General features: G+C 68.1%; 21 protein-coding genes and 1 tRNA gene. 14 read left to right on the top strand and 8 right to left on the bottom strand.

Annotated features, from left to right (window positions below; all coding sequences use genetic code 11):
* The first annotated feature begins 88 nt into the window (after positions 1–88).
* The 5 genes from ABSL23_RS06205 to ABSL23_RS06225 all read left to right on the top strand — a co-directional run bounded on the left by ABSL23_RS06205 (position 89) and on the right by ABSL23_RS06225 (position 3,476).
* Complete coding sequence (locus tag ABSL23_RS06205; protein WP_353635092.1) at positions 89–610, top strand: amino acid-binding protein; 522 nt, start codon at positions 89–91, stop codon at positions 608–610.
* On the top strand, positions 607–1,548 hold the full coding sequence (locus tag ABSL23_RS06210; protein WP_353635093.1) for a homoserine dehydrogenase: 942 nt from the start codon (positions 607–609) through the stop codon (positions 1,546–1,548). Before ABSL23_RS06205 ends, ABSL23_RS06210 begins: the two co-directional genes overlap by 4 nt.
* A gap of 141 nt (positions 1,549–1,689) precedes the next feature.
* Complete coding sequence (tuf, locus tag ABSL23_RS06215) at positions 1,690–2,955, top strand: translation elongation factor EF-1 subunit alpha (protein ID WP_059055441.1); 1,266 nt, start codon at positions 1,690–1,692, stop codon at positions 2,953–2,955.
* Positions 2,956–2,958: 3 nt separating this feature from the next.
* Positions 2,959–3,267, top strand: coding sequence for a 30S ribosomal protein S10 (rpsJ, locus tag ABSL23_RS06220; protein ID WP_059055443.1), 309 nt, complete (start codon positions 2,959–2,961; stop codon positions 3,265–3,267).
* 137 nt (positions 3,268–3,404) lie between these two features.
* Positions 3,405–3,476 (top strand) — tRNA-Ala (locus ABSL23_RS06225).
* Between the two features lie 67 nt (positions 3,477–3,543).
* Here ABSL23_RS06225 and ABSL23_RS06230 read toward each other — a convergent pair.
* A complete protein-coding gene (locus ABSL23_RS06230) occupies positions 3,544–3,954 on the bottom strand; it encodes a hypothetical protein (RefSeq protein WP_353635094.1) in 411 nt (136 codons plus the stop codon).
* A 214-nt stretch (positions 3,955–4,168) separates the two neighbouring features.
* Between ABSL23_RS06230 and ABSL23_RS06235 the strand changes: the two genes are divergently transcribed.
* Positions 4,169–5,095 carry a hypothetical protein gene (locus ABSL23_RS06235; protein ID WP_353635095.1) on the top strand — a complete coding sequence of 309 codons (927 nt, stop codon included), beginning with the start codon at positions 4,169–4,171 and terminating at the stop codon, positions 5,093–5,095.
* Here the strand turns inward: ABSL23_RS06235 and ABSL23_RS06240 are convergent.
* On the bottom strand, positions 4,978–6,237 hold the full coding sequence (locus ABSL23_RS06240) for a transposase (protein ID WP_353635096.1): 1,260 nt from the start codon (positions 6,235–6,237) through the stop codon (positions 4,978–4,980). The two genes, ABSL23_RS06235 and ABSL23_RS06240, sit on opposite strands and share 118 nt — an antisense overlap.
* A gap of 204 nt (positions 6,238–6,441) precedes the next feature.
* Between ABSL23_RS06240 and ABSL23_RS06245 the strand changes: the two genes are divergently transcribed.
* Positions 6,442–6,600, top strand: coding sequence for a hypothetical protein (locus tag ABSL23_RS06245; RefSeq protein ID WP_353635097.1), 159 nt, complete (start codon positions 6,442–6,444; stop codon positions 6,598–6,600).
* A gap of 9 nt (positions 6,601–6,609) precedes the next feature.
* Here ABSL23_RS06245 and ABSL23_RS06250 read toward each other — a convergent pair whose 3' ends face one another.
* Positions 6,610–7,902: a ribonuclease R family protein gene (locus ABSL23_RS06250; RefSeq protein WP_059055448.1), complete on the bottom strand. Its 1,293-nt coding sequence runs from the start codon at positions 7,900–7,902 to the stop codon at positions 6,610–6,612.
* A 43-nt stretch (positions 7,903–7,945) separates the two neighbouring features.
* Complete coding sequence (locus ABSL23_RS06255; RefSeq protein ID WP_059055450.1) at positions 7,946–8,224, bottom strand: hypothetical protein; 279 nt, start codon at positions 8,222–8,224, stop codon at positions 7,946–7,948.
* A 94-nt stretch (positions 8,225–8,318) separates the two neighbouring features.
* Between ABSL23_RS06255 and ABSL23_RS06260 the strand changes: the two genes are divergently transcribed.
* Positions 8,319–8,798, top strand: coding sequence for an RNA-binding protein (locus ABSL23_RS06260; protein WP_059055453.1), 480 nt, complete (start codon positions 8,319–8,321; stop codon positions 8,796–8,798).
* A gap of 26 nt (positions 8,799–8,824) precedes the next feature.
* On the opposite strand, the gene ABSL23_RS06265 is transcribed toward ABSL23_RS06260, so the two are convergent.
* Positions 8,825–9,532: a DUF1028 domain-containing protein gene (locus ABSL23_RS06265; protein ID WP_353635098.1), complete on the bottom strand. Its 708-nt coding sequence runs from the start codon at positions 9,530–9,532 to the stop codon at positions 8,825–8,827.
* A gap of 240 nt (positions 9,533–9,772) precedes the next feature.
* On the opposite strand from ABSL23_RS06265, the gene ABSL23_RS06270 reads away from it, so the two are divergent.
* The 4 genes from ABSL23_RS06270 to sepF are packed head-to-tail and all read left to right on the top strand — an operon-like array spanning position 9,773 to position 12,010.
* Complete coding sequence (locus ABSL23_RS06270; RefSeq protein WP_059055457.1) at positions 9,773–10,942, top strand: YeeE/YedE family protein; 1,170 nt, start codon at positions 9,773–9,775, stop codon at positions 10,940–10,942.
* Positions 10,943–10,976: 34 nt separating this feature from the next.
* Positions 10,977–11,270, top strand: coding sequence for a sulfurtransferase TusA family protein (locus ABSL23_RS06275; protein WP_059055459.1), 294 nt, complete (start codon positions 10,977–10,979; stop codon positions 11,268–11,270).
* The gene (locus tag ABSL23_RS06280; RefSeq protein WP_059055460.1) at positions 11,267–11,602 is read left to right on the top strand and encodes a rhodanese-like domain-containing protein; all 336 of its coding nucleotides are present in this window, start codon (positions 11,267–11,269) and stop codon (positions 11,600–11,602) included. Before ABSL23_RS06275 ends, ABSL23_RS06280 begins: the two co-directional genes overlap by 4 nt.
* A gap of 51 nt (positions 11,603–11,653) precedes the next feature.
* Positions 11,654–12,010 carry a cell division protein SepF gene (gene sepF / locus ABSL23_RS06285; RefSeq protein WP_059055462.1) on the top strand — a complete coding sequence of 119 codons (357 nt, stop codon included), beginning with the start codon at positions 11,654–11,656 and terminating at the stop codon, positions 12,008–12,010.
* A 57-nt stretch (positions 12,011–12,067) separates the two neighbouring features.
* On the opposite strand, the gene ABSL23_RS06290 is transcribed toward sepF, so the two are convergent.
* Together ABSL23_RS06290 and ABSL23_RS06295 are read right to left on the bottom strand one after the other, a co-directional pair.
* The gene (locus ABSL23_RS06290) at positions 12,068–12,463 is read right to left on the bottom strand and encodes a DUF5611 family protein (RefSeq protein ID WP_059055464.1); all 396 of its coding nucleotides are present in this window, start codon (positions 12,461–12,463) and stop codon (positions 12,068–12,070) included.
* A gap of 37 nt (positions 12,464–12,500) precedes the next feature.
* The gene (locus tag ABSL23_RS06295; protein WP_059055466.1) at positions 12,501–13,406 is read right to left on the bottom strand and encodes a hypothetical protein; all 906 of its coding nucleotides are present in this window, start codon (positions 13,404–13,406) and stop codon (positions 12,501–12,503) included.
* A gap of 81 nt (positions 13,407–13,487) precedes the next feature.
* Here ABSL23_RS06295 and ABSL23_RS06300 point away from each other — a divergent pair, with 81 nt between their 5' ends.
* Together ABSL23_RS06300 and ABSL23_RS06305 are read left to right on the top strand one after the other, a co-directional pair.
* Positions 13,488–13,781: a DUF6432 family protein gene (locus ABSL23_RS06300; protein ID WP_059055468.1), complete on the top strand. Its 294-nt coding sequence runs from the start codon at positions 13,488–13,490 to the stop codon at positions 13,779–13,781.
* Positions 13,782–13,829: 48 nt separating this feature from the next.
* Positions 13,830–14,912: an aminomethyltransferase family protein gene (locus tag ABSL23_RS06305; RefSeq protein ID WP_353635099.1), complete on the top strand. Its 1,083-nt coding sequence runs from the start codon at positions 13,830–13,832 to the stop codon at positions 14,910–14,912.
* Here ABSL23_RS06305 and ABSL23_RS06310 read toward each other — a convergent pair whose 3' ends face one another.
* Positions 14,913–15,992: a geranylgeranyl reductase family protein gene (locus ABSL23_RS06310; protein ID WP_353635100.1), complete on the bottom strand. Its 1,080-nt coding sequence runs from the start codon at positions 15,990–15,992 to the stop codon at positions 14,913–14,915. It abuts the gene before it with no gap.
* Positions 15,993–16,005 lie beyond the last annotated feature (13 nt).

The raw sequence follows: 16,005 nt of genomic DNA on the forward strand, positions 1-16,005 counted from the left end.
CGCGCCCGGCGTGGTATCGGCACGGAGCGACAGCACTCGCGCTCGCAGCCGACAACAACAGCCGGGGCGTCGCCAGCGGGGGGAGACGATGAGTGAGGCCGACGACCGCGCGCACACGCTCCGCCTGGAGCTCGTCGACGAGCCCGGCGAGCTGTTGAGCGCGCTCTCCCCCATCGCGGAGAACGGCGGCAACCTCCTCTCGATCTTCCACGAGCGCGGGTCCCTGACGCCCCGCGGCCACATCCCCGTGGAGGTCGACCTGGAGTGTTCGCCCGAGCGCTTCGAGCACATCGTGGACGCGCTCCGGGACGCCGGCGTCACCATCATCCAGGCGGACTCCGAGCGGTACGGCGAGGCCGTCAGCGTCCTGCTGGTGGGGGACCTCGTGGACACCGACCTCTCCGATACGCTCGCGGAACTCGAGGAGTGTGGGAGCGCGACGGTCGCGGACTTCTCGCTGACCACCGAGAAGGGCACCGAGGGCGTCTCCAGCGCGCGCGTCCGGCTGGCCATCGAGTCCGGGAGCACGGAGCGCGCGCTCGAACAGGTCCGGGACGTCGCGGCGCAGAAAGACTTCTCCGTCGTGGAGCCGCTCGTGGGGGAACTATGAGACTGGCCGTGATGGGCGCGGGCGACGTCGGTCGGTCGGTCGCGGAGCTCGCCGGCGAGTACGGCCACACGGTGACGGCGTTCGCGGACTCCGCGAGCGCCGTCGTCGAGCCGGACGGTATCGACGTCGACGCGGCGCTCGCCCACAAGGACGACGTCGGGCGCGTCGGTGAGGGCGACCCGGCGGACGCGCTCGGTGCGGAGTACGACGCGCTCGTGGAGGCGACGCCGACGACGCTTGGCGACGCCCACCCGGGCTTCGAGCACGTGCGCGCGGCGCTGGAGGCCGACCGCCACGCCGTCCTCGCGAACAAGGGCCCGGTCGCCGAGCGCTACGACGACCTCCGCGAACTGGAGGCCGACAGCGACGGGTCGATTCGCTTCGAGGCGACCGTCGCGGGCGCCATCCCCGCGCTGTCGACCATCGACGGCGTCGGCGCCGAGCGCGTCACCGCCGCGCGGGGCGTGCTCAACGGCACGGCGAACTTCATCCTGACGCGGATGGCCACGGACGGCCTCGACTACGAGCACGTGCTCGCGGAGGCCCAGGACCTCGGCGTCGCGGAAGCCGACCCGACGTTCGACGTGGAGGGGACCGACGCCGCGCTGAAGTGCGCGATTCTCGCGAACGTCATCCACGGCGGCGGCTACTCTCTGGAGGACGTGGACGTCGAGGGCATCACGGACGTGCCGCCGTCGGCGCTGGAGCTCGCCGCCGAGGACGGCCGGACGGTCCGGCTCATCGGGGAAGTCACCGAGGACGGCGCCCGCGTGGGCCCGCGGCTCGTCCCCGAGAATCACACGCTGGCGGTGTCCGGGACGATGAACATCGTCCAGCTGGAGACCGAGCACGCCGGCCGCCTGAACCTCTCCGGGCGGGGGGCGGGCGGCCCCGAGACGGCGACCGCGGTGTTGAGCGACGTCGACCGGCTCTCGTAGCGCGAACCCGCCGGGGTCGTGTGGCGTGTTGCCACAAACCCCGAGACGGCGGGCGGGTGGTGCTGAGTGCGTACCGAAATGGTTTTAGTGCGAACTGCCGAATGATTCCCACAGAGCGCGCCTTTCGCGCGATACTAGACAATGAGCGACGAACGACACCAGAACCTGGCCGTCATTGGCCACGTCGACCACGGCAAGAGCACGATGGTCGGGCGCCTCCTCTACGAAACGGGGAGCGTTCCCGAGCACGTCATCGAACAGCACAAAGAAGAAGCCGAGGAGAAGGGCAAGGGCGGATTCGAGTTCGCCTACGTCATGGACAACCTCGCCGAAGAGCGTGAGCGCGGGGTCACCATCGACATCGCCCACCAGGAATTCAGCACCGACGAGTACGAGTTCACTATCGTCGACTGTCCTGGTCACCGCGACTTCGTGAAGAACATGATTACGGGTGCGTCCCAGGCGGACAACGCCGTCCTCGTCGTCGCCGCCGACGACGGTGTCGCGCCCCAGACCCGCGAGCACGTGTTCCTCTCGCGGACGCTCGGCATCGACGAACTCATCGTCGCTGTCAACAAGATGGACATCGTCGACTACGACGAGTCCAAATACAACCAGGTCGTCTCCGACGTCAAGGACCTGTTCGGTCAGGTCGGCTTCGCGACCGAGGACGCCTCGTTCATCGCGACGTCCGCCTTCGAGGGCGACAACGTCGCCGACCACTCCGACAACACCCCCTGGTACGACGGCCCGACGCTGCTGGAGGCCCTCAACGACCTCCCCGAGCCGTCCCCGCCGACGGACACCGACCTCCGTCTGCCCATCCAGGACGTCTACACCATCTCCGGCATCGGTACCGTCCCCGTCGGACGTATCGAGACCGGTGTGATGAACACGGGCGACAACGTCAGCTTCCAGCCGTCTGACGTCGGTGGCGAGGTCAAGACCATCGAGATGCACCACGAAGAGGTGCCCAAGGCCGAGCCCGGTGACAACGTCGGGTTCAACGTCCGCGGCATCGGCAAGGACGACATCCGTCGCGGTGACGTCTGTGGTCCCGCCGACGACCCGCCGAGCGTCGCCGAGACGTTCACGGCGCAGATCGTCGTGATGCAGCACCCCTCGGTCATCACGGCGGGCTACACGCCGGTCTTCCACGCCCACACGGCGCAGGTCGCGTGTACCATCGAGTCCATCGACAAGAAGATGGACCCCTCCTCGGGCGAGACCCAGGAGGAGAACCCGGACTTCATCCAGTCCGGCGACGCTGCGGTCGTCACCGTGCGCCCGCAGAAGCCCCTCAGCATCGAGCCGTCCTCCGAGATTCCGGAGCTGGGCTCGTTCGCCGTCCGCGACATGGGTCAGACCATCGCCGCCGGCAAGGTCCTGGACGTCAACGAAGCCTAATCCATGCAGCAGGCACGCGTTCGTCTCGCCGGCGTCAATCCCGACGACCTCGACGACATCTGCGACGACGTCCGGGAAATCGCGGACAAGACCGGCGTGAAGCTCAGTGGGCCGGTCCCGCTCCCGACGAAGACCCTCGAAGTCCCCTCGCGGAAGTCCCCCGACGGCGAAGGGACGGCCACGTGGGAGCACTGGGAGATGCGCGTCCACAAGCGTCTCATCGACATCGATGCGGACGAACGCGCGCTCCGCCAGCTGATGCGGATTCAGGTGCCCAACGAAGTCAGCATCGAGATCGTTCTCGAAGACTGACGCGGGCGACACGCGTCCTTCTCACTTATTCACGGCGCGTAGCGCCCGCTGAACGAGCCGCGCGCCGTGCGTGAGTCGTTCACTGGTGGGCCGCGAAACAGAAGTCTGAAATACGTCCGTCGACTTCAATCGGGTGCGGGCTCGTAGATCAGGGGTAGATCGCTTCCTTCGCAAGGAAGAGGCCCTGGGTTCAAATCCCAGCGAGTCCACTTCTCCGAACTTCGACCGCGAAGCGACAGCCCTGTCGCTTCCGTCGAAACCAGCGACCGTTCGTCGTCAGTCGTCGACCGTGGCCGCTTGGTACGTCGTCAGTTCGCCGGTCTGGAGAATAGACATCGCTTCTGTGACGAAGCCGGTGAGCCGGTGGGCGACGTCACGGTCCAGCGAGATGATGGTGCCCTCGTCTGGCCCTTCCGGGAAGTGGAGGATAGCGCCGTCCTCGTGGACTTCTGTCGTCGCGCCGAGCTCCCCGAGCGGCGGGTAGTCGTCTTCGCGGAGCAACGGCTGGTTGGATCGCGCGCGCTCGACGAGGTCGGGGAGTTCGTGTCGGAGGCGGTTGGTCGCCACGTCGTCGCGAACGTACAACGTCTCCCAGTCGTCGCCCTCGTAGTAGAACGCCGACCGGTACGAGTCGCTCGCGCGCTCTTCGACGAACCGGTGGAGCGCTCGGTGGCGTCGCTCGCTCATGGATGGAGACTGGCCTCCGCACGGTTCCTCTTTTTGGCTAGCTGACTAGTTTGCGTGGGGCGGGTGACGATGCCGGTCAGCCCGCTCCCGAGACGGCTGCAGGCCGAGAGTGCGCCGACGAGCTCACGACGAAGCGGTCACTCGCCCGTTTTCCGGCTGTACAGTGTGCACACGAACGGTACGTTAATGCGGGGAACGCGACAGTTTGGGGACGATGGCGCGCGTCCTGTCGGTGGTCGCGGTGCTCGCGCTCGTCGTCACAGCGGGCTGTCTGACCGGCGAGCCGACGGCCGTCGGACCGACGAGCACGGTGGAGTCGGCGCCGGACGCGCCGTTCACGGTGCCCGACCGGATCGCTGACCGGGAGTCGAGCCCGTGGGGGTCGGGGCCGATTACGGTCGTCGTGGACGACCACACGGGCGTCGTGTCGGACGTTCGCCCGGCCGTCGAGGAGGCGCTGGCGTTCTGGGAGCACGCCGTCTATCCGGGCGACCACTATCGGCCGGCGTTCGAACTCGCGGCGGGGAACGCGTCGGCGGACGTTCGCGTGGAGGTCGTTCCGGCCGTCGAGCGGTGCCGCGTTCACGAGGACGACGTCGCGCTCGGGTGCGCGCCGGTCGTGCCGGCGAACGCGACGGTGACCGGCGAGGTGACCGTGCAGGTGCGGGCGGGACACGCGCCGGCGACGACGCGCGCGGTCCTGAAACACGAGCTCGGCCACGTGCTCGGCTTCCGCCACGGCGAGGGGCCGGGGGACGTGATGGCGCCGAACCTCTCCGCGCGCGTGGACAGCGACGTCGCGGACGCGGCCGCGCGGACGTACTCGTGGGGGTCGGAGACGCTGCAGGCTGCGGTCGTCTCGGAGACGACGGCGACGGCTGCGGCTCGCGAGCGCGTCCGGGCCGCGCTCGGGTACTACGAGCGCGGGGCCGACGGCACTGTCGCGTCCCCGCCGGCGTTCGAACTGGTCGACGACCCCGGGGACGCGGACGTCGTCGTGGCGTTACGGGAATCCGTGGACTGTCAGCGACCCACCGCTGAAGCGGTGGGCTTGTCGGTGGACTCCCGTTCAAACTCCAAGCTGGAGTGGACGTTGGACACGTCGCTCACGTTCAACGTCCCCGACTTCAGGGCAAGCTGACCGTTGCCCAACCCATCGGGACGTTTGCCCGGTGGTAAAGCTAACAGACGGAGGCCGACGTTTTTCGCCGCGTTGTAGTCGCCGTCCACCTCGTACCCACACTCGTTGCACGCGAACCAGCCCGTCTCGCTGTCGCGGTTCGTGCTGGACTGGTGGCCGCACTTCGAGCACGTCTGCGAGGAAAACGCCGGGTTGACCGACTCGACGCGAATCCCGTACTCTGCGGCCTTGTACGCGATTTGTTCTTGCAGTTCGCGGAACGCCCAGTTGTGCATCTGCCGTTTCAGCTGGTCGTCGCGGGCATCCATTCGCTCGCGGATGTGGGTTAGGTCTTCGACGGCGATGTACGAACAGCCGTGTCGCAGGGCTTCCTCCACGATTCCACGCGAAATGTTGTGCAGGCGGTTCAGGACGAAGCGGTTTTCCCGTCCCGACAGTCGCCGTAACGCCTGCCGAGCGGAACGGGTGCCTTTGTCCTGAAGGCTCCGTCTCACGCGGAAATAGTGATTCTGGCCCCACAGCAGTTCACCGCCGTCGAAGAACCGTCCCGTACTCGTCACAGCGACGTTCTTCAGGTTCAAATCCACGCCAAGCACGCGGTCGCCGTCACGCTGGTCTACCTGCTTTTGGATGACGACGTGGAGGTAGAATGAATCTTCGCCGGGACGGTAGTGGAGCGTTCCCATCCGTTTCTCGTAGTCGTCGTCTTCAAGGTACGACCGCTGGTACTCACCAAGCACGAAGTCGGCTTCGACGCGCCCGTTGACCGTCGAGAGTGTGGCGTACTCGTCCTTGATGGTCAGGGTGCGTTTATCGTAGACGGCAGACGGTTCATCGAACGCAGGGAGTGGGCGGCTGTTGCCTTTCTCCCACTCCGCGACAGTGCTTTTCATCGCTTCGACGGCTTTCGAGTAGGCGCGTACCACGAGGTTTGCGGGCAGGTCGGTTCTGTCCCGCAAGTCGTGGTACACTTCGTCGTGGATGGTGGACTTGTTGAGAATCAGGTCGCCGTCGTCGTCTCTGCCGTGGTCGATGGTGTAGTTGGCGGCAGTGTTGAACTGCTGGATGGTCTGATGGAGGTCGTCGCGCCGCTCCTCGGGTACGTCAAGTTTGACGGGAACGGTACGTTTGACCTCCATCATACCCTCACATGCAGACGCCTTGTTTATAAGTTCTGTGCCAGCATTGGGGAGTCAGCCCTGCCACCGTCGGCGGTTTGCTGCACGGAGTGTACGCGCTTCCTCCCACTCCTAAAGGGGTGGGCTTCCGCGCTGTACCGCTGTGAGGCGGTCGGCGTCGATTCGTCCTGTGCGCACTGGGACGGTCCGGACGTCGACGACGACGGCGTGCCGGAGTACTACACAGACGTCCGCATCGCCGTCGCGCCCGACGGCCACGACCGCGCCGGCTGGCACGCGGGCTACTGGCTGGGGAAGTCGCTGTGGACGAACGGTGTCCCCAGTCCGTTCCGGTCGAGCGAGCACCCGCCCGCGGACTCGTGGTGAAAACGCGAGTTATTCGGCTGTTTCTTCTTCGTCAACAACCTCGACGCCGCGGTTGTTCACGGCGTCGGGGTCGAGGCCGACCTCTTCGAGGAAGTCGCGGTACTCGCGCTCGGCGGACTCGCCGGCTTGCTGCTGGTCGCTGGCGTGGTCACAGAGCTCCACGAGGTTCTCGGGGACGTCGTTCTGGTAGACGATCCAGTGGTTGACGAGGTCGCTCATCCGGCGGATAGGGCTGGTGAAGTGCCCGTAAATCTCGAAGTTCAGGGCGTGGTGGCCGCCGAACGGGTCGTTCATGTAGCGGGCGCGGGGCATCACCTTCATCACCGCCCACTGAATCTTCCCGAGCTGGCGCTCCGGGGCCTGCTCTAAGGTGGCGTTGACGGCCTTCCGGGGGTCGTCCCAGGAGTCGCCGGGGATGGAGACGCCGTCCAGCTCCTGAATCTCGCGGAGCGCGTCGTCCCACTCGTCCGGGGACGGCTGGGGGTGGACGCGGTACATCGCCTCGACGCCGCGGTCCCACATGAGCTCGTGGGTGACCGCCTTGTTCGCCTTCAGCATGCACTCCTCGATGATGGTGTGCGCGCGGTCGCGGCGCGGATTCAACACGAGGCTGCCCTCCTCCTTGCGCTGTTCGTGCATCTGGTCGGCGAGCTCGAACACGAGCGAGATTTCGTCGTGCAGCGGCGCGTCCTCGTCGTCGAGGCGTTCCTCGGTCTCCTTGTACGTCAGGCGCTCGTCGCTGTGGATGACGGACTTGTAAATCTCGATGTTGCGGTAGGAGAGGTCGTCCTTGTCGAGGTGCATCTCGACGGTGTGCGCGAGGCGGTCCTCGTTGGGGACCAGCGAGCAGACCGTTTCGGCGAGCACCGGCGGGAGCATGTGGATGGTGTAGCCGGGGAGGTAGATGGTGTTCCCGCGCTCCATCGCGGCGTCCCACATCTCCGAGCCGGGATGGACGTAGTGGGTGACGTCGGCGATGTGCACCCAGACGACGTACTCCTCGTCGCGTTCGAGGACGCTGATGGCGTCGTCGAAGTCTTGGGCGTCCACGGGGTCGGTCGTCCACGTCGGGAGCGGGCGCATGTCCGCGCGCTCGTCGACCTCGTCCTGAATCTCGGCCTGCACGTCCTCGACGCGCTCCTCCGCTTCCTCGATGACCTCGGGCGCGAAGCCGTCGTAGAGTTCGAACTTCTCCAGGAGGTCGTCGCGCTTGTTCTCTATCTGTCGGGCGAGCTCCGGGGAGATCTCCACGGGGCCCTGGTCCTCGATAGAGCCCGGAGCCGCCTCTGCGTCGTTTGACATACTACAGTGTAGCCGGCACCCGCAGTTAGGCGTGTCGCCACGGCTACTCTCGGCCCGGCTGTTCCTCGCTGGCGGCGTCGAGGAACCGGGCGACGAACTCGGCGTCGTCGACGCGGCCCGCGCCGGCGGCTTCGAGGCGGGCTTCGAGGCCGCGGCGGGGCTGCTTGGCGAGGCCGCGGAAGCACGGCTTGCAGAGGTACTCGAAGCGCTTGCCGTCGCGGTCCCAGCGGTCGCCGTGCTTGTCGTACTCGCGGGCGTCCTCGCGGGGCACCGACGCCCCGCAGGCGATACAGGAGACGGACTCGTCCCCGGAGCCCAGCATACGCGGTGGTTGCTCGGCCGCGCACTTAGCGGTTTGGCCGCGCGAGCCGCGACGGAGCGGCGGTTTTAAGCGTGGAGCCGCCCGAACCCACGGTATGGAAGTGTCCTCTCGTCACCACCTGCGGAGCGACGCCGTGCGCGAAATCGCCGACGCGCTCCGGGAGGGACTGAGCGTCGAACTGGACGCCGAGTCGTTCGAACTCGTGGAGATCGCCGACGAGGACTTCGACGTCGTCCTTGTTGACGGCGACCCGCTCGTCTGGTACCCGGAGGGCGAGCCGTTCGTCACCGTGCAGGGCGCCAACGAGTTCGACCCGTCCACCGGCGTCGTCACGGTGGACTCGGGCGCCATCTCGTTCGTCAGCGACGGCGCCGACATCATGCGCCCCGGCATCACCGAGGCCGAGGCGGGCATCGAGGAGGGCGACCTCGTCGTCGTCGAGGAGGAGAACCACGGGAAGGCGCTGGCGGTCGGCCGCGCGCTCACGAGCGGCGACGACATGGTCGGCGACTCCGGGAAGGTCGTCCAGAACCTCCACCACGTCGGCGACGAACTCTACGAGTTCACTGTCTAGCGACGCGTCGCCCGCTTCGCTGCCGTCTATTCCTCGTCGTCCGCTCCGTCTTCGTCCTCGCTTTCCTCGTAGCGTTCGAGCGCGTCCTCGTAGCCCTGCTTGGCGAGCCGATAGGTCTCGCGGAGGTCCACGATGGGGTCCTCGCTGGCGTCCACGCGCAGGTTGTCGTAGTACGCGCGCTCGTCCTCGCCGGTGTCGACGACGTTGACGGCCGCGCTCTGAATCGTGAGGTCCTCGCGCTTGTCGCCGCCGGCGGCCTGCCCCGCGCCGAGCGCGTCGATGAGGCGTTTCGCGAGCGGTTCGTCGCCGAACGCGAGGTCCTCGTACTTGTCGGCGGTGCGCTCGACGACCGCCTCCCCGCTGAGGAGGTTGCCCGCGACGGTGTAGTTGTCGCCGCTGGTGTGACCGTACCAGCCGTTGCACTCGTCGCCGGAGAACGTGAACTCGCCGTCCCGGGAGACGCCGTGGAGTTGGCGGCTCGCGCTGCCGTCGTCGGCGTTCAGCAGGCCTTGCAGGGCGTCCTCGATGCCGAGGCCGTCCGCGAGGTACTCGATACCCTTCGACCCGAGGCGCTCGTTCGTGAGGCTCTGCGTGGCGACCGCGCCGTGCTCGTTGACGTGCGGGCACGGCACGCCGACCGCGGGCAGCCGCGTGGTGATGGCGACGCCGAACCGGTACTGCTGGTCGCCGTCGTCGTCCTCGTAGGGTTCGCGAACGCAGATGCTGAAGGTCACGCTCGAACCGTGTCTGCCCGGCGAAATAAGCCCCGGTACTCCGGCAGCCCGCCCGACGGCGGCCCGAAAGCCGTGGTACTTGCCGGCGTCTCGGTCGCTCCCGTTCGAGTGGACCTCCAGTATCCGGGGGAACGGGGAGCTACAGCCGCTCTTTCGTCGTTTTCGGTGTGTCCCGCGCCCGGGCAGCGCTTCCCGATTCGGCGCCCGTTAACTTCGCCGAGGGCGTGGACGTGAGACACTGTGAACAATCTGGTCGTGGCAGCGGTCGTCGGACTCGGCCTCGGCGCGTTCCTCCAGAAGGGCCGGTTCTGCTTCGTGAACGCCTTCCGGGACTTCTTCGCGTACAAGGACTCCCGGGTGACGAAGGGCGTGCTCGCGGCGACCCTCCTCACGATGGTGTTCTGGGGCATCGCCTACCAGCTAGGGTACTATCAGGGGTTCTGGACGCCGGCGTGGGGGCTCACCGGCCTCGTCGGCGGCTTCATCTTCGGTATCGGGATGACTTACGCCGGCGGCTGCGCCAGCGGCACGCTGTACCGCGCCGGCGAGGGGTACCTCCAGTTCTGGCTCACGCTCGCGTTCATGGGCGTCGGCTACGCGGTGTTCACCGTCGCGTTCCCGACGCTCCAGAGCACGTACTTCGGCCCGCTGCAGTTCGGCGAGGGCGTCAGCCTCTTCACTATCTCGCCGATTCCCGCGGGGCTGCTCGCGCTGCTGGTCGCCGCCGGCGTCACCGTCGTGTACGCGACGCTGGTCGGCCGCGGCGCGACGAAGGGCGACCCCGAGGAGCGCGCGACCGTCGCGTCCGCACAGCCGTCGGTGCTGCTCGCGCCCGCCGTCGGCGCTCGCCAGTTCGTCCGCGGCACCCGCCAGTACTTCGCCGGGCTGTTCGAAGCGTGGCGGACGCCGCTGGCGTCCAGCAAGCGCCCGTGGGACCCGCGGACCGCCGCGCTCGGCATCACCGCGGTCGCCGTCCTCTGGTTCACGCAGGTCTCCATCGTCGGCGTCACCGGGCCGGAAGCCCGCTGGACGGGCTACCTGCTCTCGCAGGTCGGCGTCGACGCCGGGAGCTTCGAGTACTGGGGTGCCGTCCTCTTCCGCGGCGCGGGCGTCGGCGTCACCACCGACATGGTGATGATCGGGTTCGTCATCCTCGGCGCCGGCCTCGCGGCCGCGTGGAGCGGCGACTTCTCGATTCGCGTGCCGAAGCGCCGCCGCCTCCCGAACGCGGTCGTCGGCGGCTTCCTGATGGGCGCCGGCTCCCGGCTCGCCCCCGGCTGTAACATCGGGAACATCTACTCTGGCATCGCGGAGCTGTCGGTCCACTCCTTTATCGCGGCGGCGGGCATCGTGCTCGGCGTCTACGTGATGACCCACTGGATCTACCGCGAAGTCGGCTGCGCAATCTGAACCGCCCGCCAACTGACCACCACACTACACACCAATGCCATCCATCGACGACGTCACCGACGCACCCGATGAACTGTCCGACGAAGAAGCCGAATCGCTGTTCGAGCAGGCCGACGAAGTGCAGGACATGATGGGCGAAGTCTGTCCGTACCCGCAGGTCGAGGCGAAGAAAGGCCTCCAAAACCTCGACGAGGGCGACCTGCTCGTGCAGGAGACCGACCACGTGCCCTGCACGGAGAACGTCCCGCGCGCCGTCGGCGACGACGCCGACGCCCGCGTGTGGCGCAGCGGCGACGGCGTCTACCGCATCTACCTGGAGAAGCAATGAGCGAGGACGTCGACACGATCGACCCCGAGACGGTCCGCGAGCGCCTCGCTACCGGCGACGACGACTTCGACCTCGTGGACATCCGCGAGACCGACGCCTACGAGGACGGCCACCTCCCGGGCGCCGAACACCTCACCGTCGAAGAGCTCGAGGACGTGGTCGCCGAGCGCGACTGGAGCGACGAGGTCGTTGTCTACTGCTACGTCGGCCAGACCTCGGTGCAGGCCGCGCGCCTCGTCGAGGAGTACGGGAACGCCGACGAGGTCGCGAGCATGGACGGCGGCTACGAGGCGTGGGAGGAGGCCGTCGAACCGCTGGCGAACGCCGACTAGCCGGCGCGTCTGACGCAAGAACTATGCCCGCGGCGAACCCCTCTTTCCGCCATGGGCTTCATGGACAAGATTCTCGGCGGGAGCGGGAGTTCCACCGAGGATTACGTCGAACTAGACGTCGACGACTTCGACACCGACGGCGGCGAAGCGAGCGTCACCGTCCACATCGCGGAAATCGACGGGCAGGAAGACGTCATCGCCATCAAGGATGCCGTCTACGACGGCGACGTCGTCATCGCGGACATCACGCGGCTCCGCACGGAGGACCGCACGGTCGAACACGTCGTCGACGAACTCCGGCAGGTCGCCCAGGAGGTCGGCGGCGACATCGTCCAGAAGGGCGACGACCAAATCATCGTCGTGCCGAACGGGCTCGCCATCAGCCGCACGAAACTCAATCGGCGCTGAGACGGCGCTGGCGGCGAGAAAACGGAGGAGTGTCGCGAACGAACGACGCTGACTGACTTACGCGACGTCGTCGGGCGCGTCGGCGTCGTCCTCGACGGCGCGCTTCATCGAGTCGCGGCGGGACTTGGCGTCCCGGCCGGTCGCTTCCAGCAGGAAGTCGTTTTTCGCGTCCACGGCGTCGGCGGCGGCCTCGGCGTCGCCGTCCGCGATGACTTCCTCGGCGGGGCGCTCCTCGAAGTCGACGGCGAGCTTGTCCTTCTTCCCGGAGTATTCGACGGCGCCGGCTGTGACGCGCTCGAAGACCGGGTTGTCGGGGTCCTCGACGACGTAGAGGTCGCTGCCCTTGAACTCCTCGGTGTCCGTGACCTCGCCGAAGTAGTCCTCGACCTCCGAGAGGAGGTCGGGCATCCGCTCTTCGAGGTACTCGCCGCGTCGCATCTTGTACTCCTTCATGAACGCGAGAAGGACAGCGAGGGGTTTAACGGCTTCGTCACCGGTCTTCGGCCAGGTAGCCGCGCTGGCACTCCGGGCAGATGTCGCCGGCGCGCAGGCTGGAGCCGGCGGCGTAGCGCTCGAAGCCACACTCCGGACAGTACAGCGCGAAGTCCAGCTCGTCGGCGGCCTCGTTGGTCTCCACCGGTCCCGCGCTCGTGAACCCGGTGTCGGCCTCGACGGCGCCGTCCTCGGCGCCGAACTCGAACGTCGACTCGTCGGTCTCGGTGGCGCTCACTTCCGCGTCGGCGTCCGCGGTCTCGGTCGCGTCGAAGCCCTCGTCCTCGCCGTCGGTGTCCGGCCACTCGCCGCGGTCGCGGTCGAGCGTCGACGCCGACTCCGCCTCGGGCTGGGATTGGGACTGCTCGACGTACTCGGTCTGCGCGCCCGAGTCGGGGTCGCTGCTCGGGCCGGCGTCGACGACTTCCGCGTCGTCCTCGACGGGCTCGGGGTCGGGGTCGGCTTCCGGTTCGGCGGGCTCGTCCCACTGGTCGCTCCCCGGCTCGTCGCTGGCGTCGGCGTCGTCGTCGAGGATGACCGCGTCGTCCTCGTCTGGCTCGCCCGCCAGCGCGTCGTCGGTCTCCATCCCGACTTCGGCCTGCTCGATGGCGTCCGAGGCAGACGTGAACGCGCCCTCGGCGGCGCCGTCGTCGGCGGTGGCTGCGGGTTCGCCGGCCGGCTCCTCGGTCGGCTCCGGCTCCGCGGTCGCGTCGCCGTTGTCGCGGCGCTGTGGCTCCAGCGACCGGACTTCCGTGTTCTCCGTGGTGACCTTCTCGGAGCCGCATCGCGCGCACTCCTTGAGCTCGCGTTCGGTCACGACCACTTCGTCGCCGCGCTCCTCGCGGTCCCGCTCGACGAACGCCTCGCCGTAGTCGTGTCCGAGCAGGGAGCACCTGAGACCCATTAGGACGGCAGTATCCGAGCCAGCGGCAAAAGACTACCGCTCGGGGATACTGCTAAGGCGCCGGCTGCCGTCGGTCCGCGTATGCACGTCAAACCCGAGTACCGCGACCGTCCCGAGACGGAGGTGGCGGTGCTCGACGCGCTCGTCGACCGGCCGGGCGAGGGGATGACGCTGTTCGAGTTGCGCTCGCACGTCGACGCGAGCATCGACGACCTGGAGGACGCGCTCGGCGCGCTGAAGGCCGACGGCCTCATCGACGCCGAGGAGACCGACGGCCGCACCGTCTTCCGGGCCGACGACCGCGTCTTCCCGGACGGCGACGAGACCGAGGAGGCCTCGATTCTGGACGAACTCCGGCGCCGCATCGGGCTGTAGCGGAGGAACCCGGTGGGTTTACCCGCGCGAGCGCCCGACCTACGGACAATGACAGTCGTCAGGGACCTCCACGAGGACCACGGCGCGTCGTTCCGTGACGTCGCGGGCCGCGCGCTCCCCGAGGAGTACGGCCGCCCGGAGCGCACGCACCGCGCGGTGCGCAACGTCGTCGGCGTCACCGAGCACGCCTTCGACGTGGTCGTCGTCACGGGCGAGGACCGCCACGAGTTCGTCGACGACACCGTCACCAACCACGTCCCGACCGAGGACGGCGATGGCGTCTATGCGCTCCTGTTGGACCCGCAGGGCCGGATTCGCGTGGACTGCTACGCGTTCGCCACCGGCGACAGCCTGCTCGTGTTCTTCCCGGCCGGCGAGGGCGAGGCTATCGCCGAGGAGTGGAGCGAGCGGACGTTCGTGCAGGACGTGGACGTGGAGTACGCGACCGACGACTTCGGCGTGTTCGGCGCGCACGGCCCGAAGGCCACGGAGAAGATTGCGAGCGTGCTCGGCGGCGCGAGCCCGCCCGAGGAGCCGCTGACGTTCGTGCGCGGTGCGATGGAGGAGGGCGTCACGGTCATCCGCGACGACGACCTCGCGGGCGAGGAGGGCTACCTCGTCGTCTGCGCGGCCGCCGACGCTGACCCGGTCTTCGAGACGCTGGTCATCCGCGGACTGAACGCCACGCCGTTCGGCCGGCGGACGTGGGAGACGCTCACGCTGGAAGCCGGCACGCCGCTGTTCGAGACGGAACTGGAAGACCGAGTCCCGAACGTGCTCGGCCTCGACAACGCCGTCGACTACGAGAAGGGCTGTTTCGTCGGGCAGGAGGTCGTCTCGAAGGTGAAGAACCGCGGCCGACCCAGCAGTCGGCTGGTTGGCCTCACCGCCGAGGACCTCCCCGAGGCGGGCGCGACAGTCACGCAGGATGGCGACGACGTCGGCGAAGTCACGCGCGCGGTCGTCAGCCCGCTTCGCGACGAACCCATCGCGTTCGCCGAAGTGAACTACGACGTCGAGGGCGGCGACGTGACCGTCGCAACCGACGACGGCGACGCGTCTGGAGAGATTACGGACCTGCCGTTCGTGGACTGTACCGGGCGCTCGGCGCGCATCCCGACCTACGAGTAGTCAGCGGAGTAGCGCCCGCAACTGTTCTGCGGAGAAGAGGCTCGTCGGCTGGTCCATGTGGACGCCGATTTCCCCCTCGAACAGCCGCATCCCCGCGCGCTGCAGCGGCTGGGGCGCGGAGTACCCCTTGCGGACGAGGTGGCCGAGTTGGATGTCCCGGCCGAGTTCGTCGCGCCACGCGTTCTCGTAGGCGGTGAGCGTCGTCGGGCGGTCGGGGTTGATTTCGCGCGCGGCGCAGTCCGCGGCCGTCATCCCGTAGAGGATGCCGCCGCCCGTGAACGGCTTCGTCTGGCCGGCGGCGTCCCCGAGCAGGAATCCGCGCGTGCTCGTGACGGTGTCCGGGGGGCCGATTGGGATGACGCCCGAGCAGCGGTGCTCGATTTCGACGCCGTAGTCTTCGACGAGCGCGTCGAACAGCGCGGGCACGTCCTCGCCGGGCGCGGCCGCCAGCCCGTACTCGACGCCGCCCTCGCCGCGGGGGATGCGCCACGCGAAGAACTCCGGGACGGTGAGGTGGACGTCCACGAAGTTCTCGTGGTCGGGTTCGGGGTCGAACGCGAGCGCGCCGTGCAGGAACTCGTCCGGTTCCGGGAGGGCGAGCGCGTCTCGCACGCGGGACCGCGGGCCGTCGCTCCCGGCGACCATCTTCGCGGTCACGTCGAACGTCTCCTCGGGGCCGCGCACAGTGAGTTCCACGCGGTCGTTGAATTCCGCGACCTCCGTGACGGTGTGTTGCTCGCGGACGTCAGCGCCCGCGTCCCGGGCGGCGTCCGCCAGCACCTTGTCCAACTGCACGCGGTCGACGGCGTTCGAGATGGCCTCGTCCTTGTAGAAGGGGTAGGCTTCGGAGTCGGCGCCGCCGAGGTGGAAGCGTGCCCCCCGAATCTCGTTCTGGAACAGCTCCTCGCGGGCTTCATCTGGAACGTACTCCCAGACGTCGAGGCTGACGTGCCCCGAGCACGCCAGCGGCTTCCCGAGTTCGCCCTGCTCGAAGGCGACCACGTCGTAGCCGCGTTCGGCCGCGCGGCGCGCGAACCGCGCCCCAGCGGGGCCGACGCCGACGACCGCGAAGTCGTACATTACCGTCGCGTAC

The sequence above is a fragment of the Halobacterium sp. NMX12-1 genome (genome assembly GCF_040435975.1).
In the GTDB taxonomy this organism is placed as follows: Archaea; Halobacteriota; Halobacteria; order Halobacteriales; family Halobacteriaceae; genus Halobacterium; species Halobacterium hubeiense.